Origin of the sequence: Nostoc sp. CHAB 5836 (genome assembly GCF_020829445.1) — a bacterium.
Classification (GTDB): Bacteria; Cyanobacteriota; Cyanobacteriia; order Cyanobacteriales; family Nostocaceae; genus Nostoc.
The window spans coordinates 1-5342 of the sequence record NZ_JAIVFV010000280.1 but is presented as its reverse complement, the minus strand read 5'-3'; the positions used below and the strand labels follow the sequence as shown (position 1 = coordinate 5342).

Annotated in this window: 3 protein-coding genes; all 3 read right to left on the bottom strand. The window is 45.1% G+C overall.

Going from position 1 to position 5342, the window contains the following annotated elements; genetic code table 11:
- Positions 1–637: 637 nt before the first annotated feature.
- Positions 638–1051 (bottom strand): hypothetical protein, encoded by a 414-nt coding sequence (locus tag LC605_RS30745; protein WP_229551198.1) that lies wholly within the window; start codon positions 1049–1051, stop codon positions 638–640.
- 275 nt (positions 1052–1326) lie between these two features.
- On the bottom strand, positions 1327–1695 hold the full coding sequence (locus LC605_RS30740; protein ID WP_229551197.1) for a hypothetical protein: 369 nt from the start codon (positions 1693–1695) through the stop codon (positions 1327–1329).
- 285 nt (positions 1696–1980) lie between these two features.
- The coding region (locus LC605_RS30735) for a plasmid replication protein, CyRepA1 family (RefSeq protein ID WP_267868722.1) at positions 1981–5342 on the bottom strand (3362 nt) is incomplete at its 5' end.

Below are 5342 nucleotides of genomic sequence, written 5' to 3'. Positions count from 1 at the left end.
CAGCTTCACCCGCATTTCTCACAAGCCATGCGGTCAAATTCAACATAGGCGTTATCCAGACTATGTTTCAGCCGTTTTAGTCGGCAAAGATTTGCGATCGCACGAAACGTAAAAACCTAGTTTTTATAAGGCTTTGAGAAATGTTGTGATCAATCCGGGTTATGTCGATAGAACCAATGGTGACTAAAATTCAGTTACATCTCTCGTGTGCAGCTTATGTGTTGGGAACCAATGGTTCCTAGAATCCAGTTAACTCTCTTGTATGTAGCTTATCTGTTGGGAACCAATGGTGACTAGAATCCAGATAACTCTCTTGTGTGCGTCAAATCAAGTTTCAACTTATACCGAAGACCCGCGAGTCGAAAAATTATCCCTTTGTCTAAAACACTACACCCAAGACTGGAGCCGGGAGCAATAGGATGCAAGTGAGGTTTGGGAAAAAGGTGCTAACGCTATCTGTAACTGAGAATTAAATCCCGATCTCACTTTTTCGCATTGCTCCCTCTGTGTAAGGCTCACCATGAAAAGGGTGTAGAGACATTGGTGTGGGGTGTAGGGAACCAGTGACAAAAAGGCAGTGAACAGTATGTCTCAAAGAGGGTAATTTCTAGAATACGCCCAATGGTGATGTCAATATTTAATTCTGTCCCCTGCCAATTATTTCGATTAGCCTTAAATTTATCGCTTCTAAGCTGTTTAAAGCGGCGTTAGTAGTACGTTGATGCTCTATAAAATCACCTCTATATTCTTCCAAAGTACGTTGATGTTGTGCAAAATTCTGCTGAAATTCGTTGAAATTAGCTTGCATAATTTGCTGATTTGATTGTAGCTGTAAAACCACATCATCAAACACCGCACTCCGAGCTAAAACACGATTTATATCACTGGTTAATTCCTGTACAGTAGCGGTTGTTTCTCTTACTGCTGACTGTGTAGCTCGTATTTCTTGCTGAGTTTGTCGCATCTGTTCTTGCGTTTGTAATTGACTACGAGTAAGTTCTGCTAGTAGCGTTCTAATATCATCGTTGTTGTTGTTGTTTGTGTCGGTCATAGTTTAAGCATTTTTGAGATGATTAATTTCAAGTAGTACAGTTCGGAAATTTTTTGGTCTTTAATTCTTCATTAAGCCTCTTTAAGATTATTGAGTTTGATTAATTTCTCAATTCTATTCTTGAGAATGTTTAATTGACCGAAACAATTCAAAATTCAAAATTCAAAATTCAAAATTGAAGAATAGCTCAGTAATTTTGAATTAATTCAGGTACAAGCCCCTAAATTTATTTATGGAGATAAATATTTATAAACTTGTTGCTCAAGCCCCTGCATTTATGCATGGGGTATTAATTTTGAATTTTGAATTGATAATTTTGAATTCGAGCGAAGCGAGTGACTATGGGAAGTATCGCAGTCGTGATCAATACCCAAACCAAGAAAACATTTAAGGGCTTTATTAATTATGTCTGATTCAGATATATCTAACTCAGTTGCTTTATCTTTTAAAGCCTTGATGACATCATCAGAGGTTCTAAAAGTTTTAGGTTGCAATGCCATTTGAAAAAAATTCTTATAGTTACTACTGGGCAGTGTAACACAAAAGCACTTACGAATGTATTCGGCTTCTGTGAGCGATTGCGATCGCCATAACAACCCAACGTCATTTCCAATTCGCTTTTTCCGTTTTGTGTAAGCTGACAAAACCGTTGACCTGACGGCAACACCAATTGTCTCGCTAACCAGTACGGCGTGATCTGTGTAAAAGCAAGTAGTATTTTAACCGAAAAAGTCAAGTGGTTAATACTAAGTACAGATGCAGCATAAAATCGTGGCGAATTGAGGGTTGAAATTTAAACGCATAGGCGCAACTCTTGGAGACGCACTCGCGTTCGCCTGACCGCAGGGTAGGGGCGCAAAGGGAAGCGCAAAGGAACGCAAAGAGAATTCGCTACGAATTAATGAAATGTTGTACTAAGCCCCACTTTCTCACCCCATCCATTCGACCCAATCGGGCGCATCTGTCACCATTTGGGCAAATTTATCAGGGTCAACATCCTCAAACTCCAGCATCACCCCACAACGCTCATCAATCGTTAGTGTACTGAGTAGTTCTTTTACTGCATCAACCCCATTCTCTACACGTTCAATCGCTAACTGAGCATAATATTTAACCCGCTCCCACCAAGAATCACTGAGTGATACCTCTGTGTCCATACCCCCCCAATTATTACTTCCATCTTTATTAAGGGGGGGTGTGGACGGCGGGTTAATCCCATACTGAGACTGCATTCTAGCTGCATGAGCCGCCTGGAGTTCTTGTTCCTGCTGGCGTTTCCTTTCCCTCTCTTCCCTGTGACGAAGCCGATACTCCAATACCTTCTGAGCAAACTCGACATCCTCCGTATTGAGCCGATAATACCGAACCCGTTGACCATCTTCGAGTGGTCGGCGCGACTCAGTAGATAAACCCAGTTGCGAGAGATACTGCCCCAAAATCCACATCGGTGACTCATCAAGGGGAATAGTCAGATTGAGGATCCCCTTAACGTGAGATGCGTTGCGTAAGGAGTTGTCAGCCAAAGCCTGAATCATCGCTTCGTCACCTTTAATCTCAACCCCAGCCATCAAATCGATCAACACGGCTCTGAGTCCCAGCCGATGACGCATCAGCCAGGACGTAGAATGATTACTCCAGTCTGTACAAATCGATAAACGCTCCCGTTCCGATTTATCGCGTTCGGCAACCACAGGTGGCGGTGCAATAAGGTCATCGGAAATCATTTTCCCCGGTGCTGCCAATATCGCTTCAAGTGCGACAATCTTGCGTATCAGCTTCCCACCGTCATCTTTTTCAACCAATTCTGGGGTAACTGGCATCCCGTAAGTGTCCAGAATCCGAAACTTTTCACACTCCAAAACTTCTTCGGGTTTCAGGTAATCTTGATGCTGCCTAGCGTTATATGTCCTCCGGTCAATATCTTTAGCATTCGCCACCTTGCAAAAATGTTCTTCATCGATGGCAATACCAGCCGCCTTCATCCACCGCGAGGCTCCCTCATCAGCACCATCTCCGGCAGAAACAATCTTATTGCCCATTTCTGATAACAGCGATCGCAAATCAGCGCGTAAATTATTGATAGACCAATTGCGCTGCGCCTCAATCTGACAAGAGGCATCCAATGCCCAGTCTTTCTCTGCACCACGTTTGCCCGTTTCTCTGTCAATGCGAATCAAAAACGCGGTCATCTCATTCTTCTGGAGAATTTTCTCCTTGATGCGACGGGCATTAGTTTCGGCATAACCAAATGGAGGGCGTGGAGCCACCCAAACGTGCATGGGGACATTGGGACGATACCGCCATAATTGCTGGGCGCATTCTGTGGCTGACTGACTTACAGCATGAAACACACCGAATACTGCATCAAAATGATAGCTGGAAATGTCAACTCCAGTACCGAGACTGGGAGTAATCAGGAAAGCGTCGATATCAAGAATAGCAGTGTTAATCTCCCTGATAAAGATGACGTTCTCCTCCGAACCACTGTTCTCGGAATGAATAGCCCACACCCGTAACTTGCGGTCTGAGGCTGATTCCGGTGTTTCGTCGCTATCATCTATTGGTGTCCCACCATTCAAAGCGCGTTCCAACTTTTTGATAAAGCGCTTGCTATCGCTGACCATCATCAACTTTTTACCTAGCATCAACTGAGCGTGAAACTCGGCTACCAACGCGCTGCTGTTTCGTCCCTCGTACCAAAAAACCTGACGACCACCTGAACGATACTGATTTTTGATGATGTAAGGTTTTTCACCAAGAGGACGCATCGAGGTGAAGAACTCGATAGTCAAATCATCGAGGTGAGCATCTGCTAAAACTACGAGTTTGGCATTGTAAACCAAGTATTCCAGTACTTCGAGGATAGCCCCTCTATGTTCCTTACAAGTTTTGGACTTAAGCAAGTGGGCGAGATATTGACAGGCTTCATCAATAAATAAAATGTCATAAGCCTGTAAATCATTCGCCATTTTATACAATGAGTCTACAGTGATGCTGAGAGCTTTTGCTCTAGCCCAGTCGCCGCAAGAGATGGCGGAGTACATGGCAGTTTGCAAGCGATCGCTGAGGTTCTTCAAAAGAGTAACCCGATGCCCATTGTTCAAAAAGCTGAGTTGGGGGTTATCTCTTCTGATGATTGCCAAGATTTCGGTCTTGCCTGTCCCCATGTCGGAAGCTAAACCAACCAACCCCGATTCAGGCAGGGAACGGATGACTGTGGAGAGATAACGGGTATTGACTATCACATCGGGTTTGTATTTACGTAGTCCCCTGGCGCGATTGACAAAGAATCTTTGCTGGTACTCGTTTATGGTCAGAGCATCAGCAATCATGGTGCTGACGGCTTTGTCTGCCTTTTTCCCCAAAGCCACAACCCAATCATCAATTCCTTTTTCGGGGCCAGGGAGTAGAGCTACTTCACACTCTCCACCAAGCTGTATGATTGTTGCAGCAGTACGCCGTGTGGCTTGAAAAATCTGGTGTTTGGTTTTGGGTTTGGTTTCGTAGTCGAAGAGAATGGTGAACTTACGGCCTTTTTGAGAAGAAGCAGGGGTGCAGGGTGCAGGGTGCGGAGGGGATGAAGAAAAATCACCTCTTTCTCCTCTTTTCCCAATTTCCTGTTCTCCCTGCTCCCTGCTCCCTGCTCCCTGCCCCTTTTGTGCCATAGGAACTAAATCGGGGTGCAAGCGTTCTAAATTTTCGTTACCAACCCGACCGTTCCAAATTCCAGGCAGAGCGATAGCTACATATCCCAATGTGAGGAGACAACCAGCCTTTTTTTCTCCCTCCGTAAGAAATACCGGGATTACGGGGTGTGCCATGACCCAAGCCCAAAATCCTAACGCTTCTCCTTCTGGGGTAACAACTATATTTTCTGGCATCGGCACGTCATACCTCAACGATACCAACTTCCAGATATGGAGCGGTACTCTCAGGTAGGTAACGCGGTTTGGCGTTTTCGGCGGTGACTCGTATTTGACAGGCTTTTGGGTTTGTTCGTTGGTGTCCTTGTCCCATTCGAGTCGGGGATTGTCGGGTTTCATCCGTCCCCAGTCCATCGGTAGCCAGGAGTTGAGCGGGTCAAGTCCACTAGCCCACCATGCACTGTTGATGTGAGCATATCGTTGTAAATAGCTATCACGCAGTCGCCCATCGTTACGTCGTGCGGTGTGGGGTAGGGCATAGAGCAGGTACTCGTAGATTTCATCCCCACTTAGAGAGCGGACATTTAGCTCGGTAACTATGGGGTCAACGCCGGAATTGATAACCCATTCATGCCAGTGACTAGGAG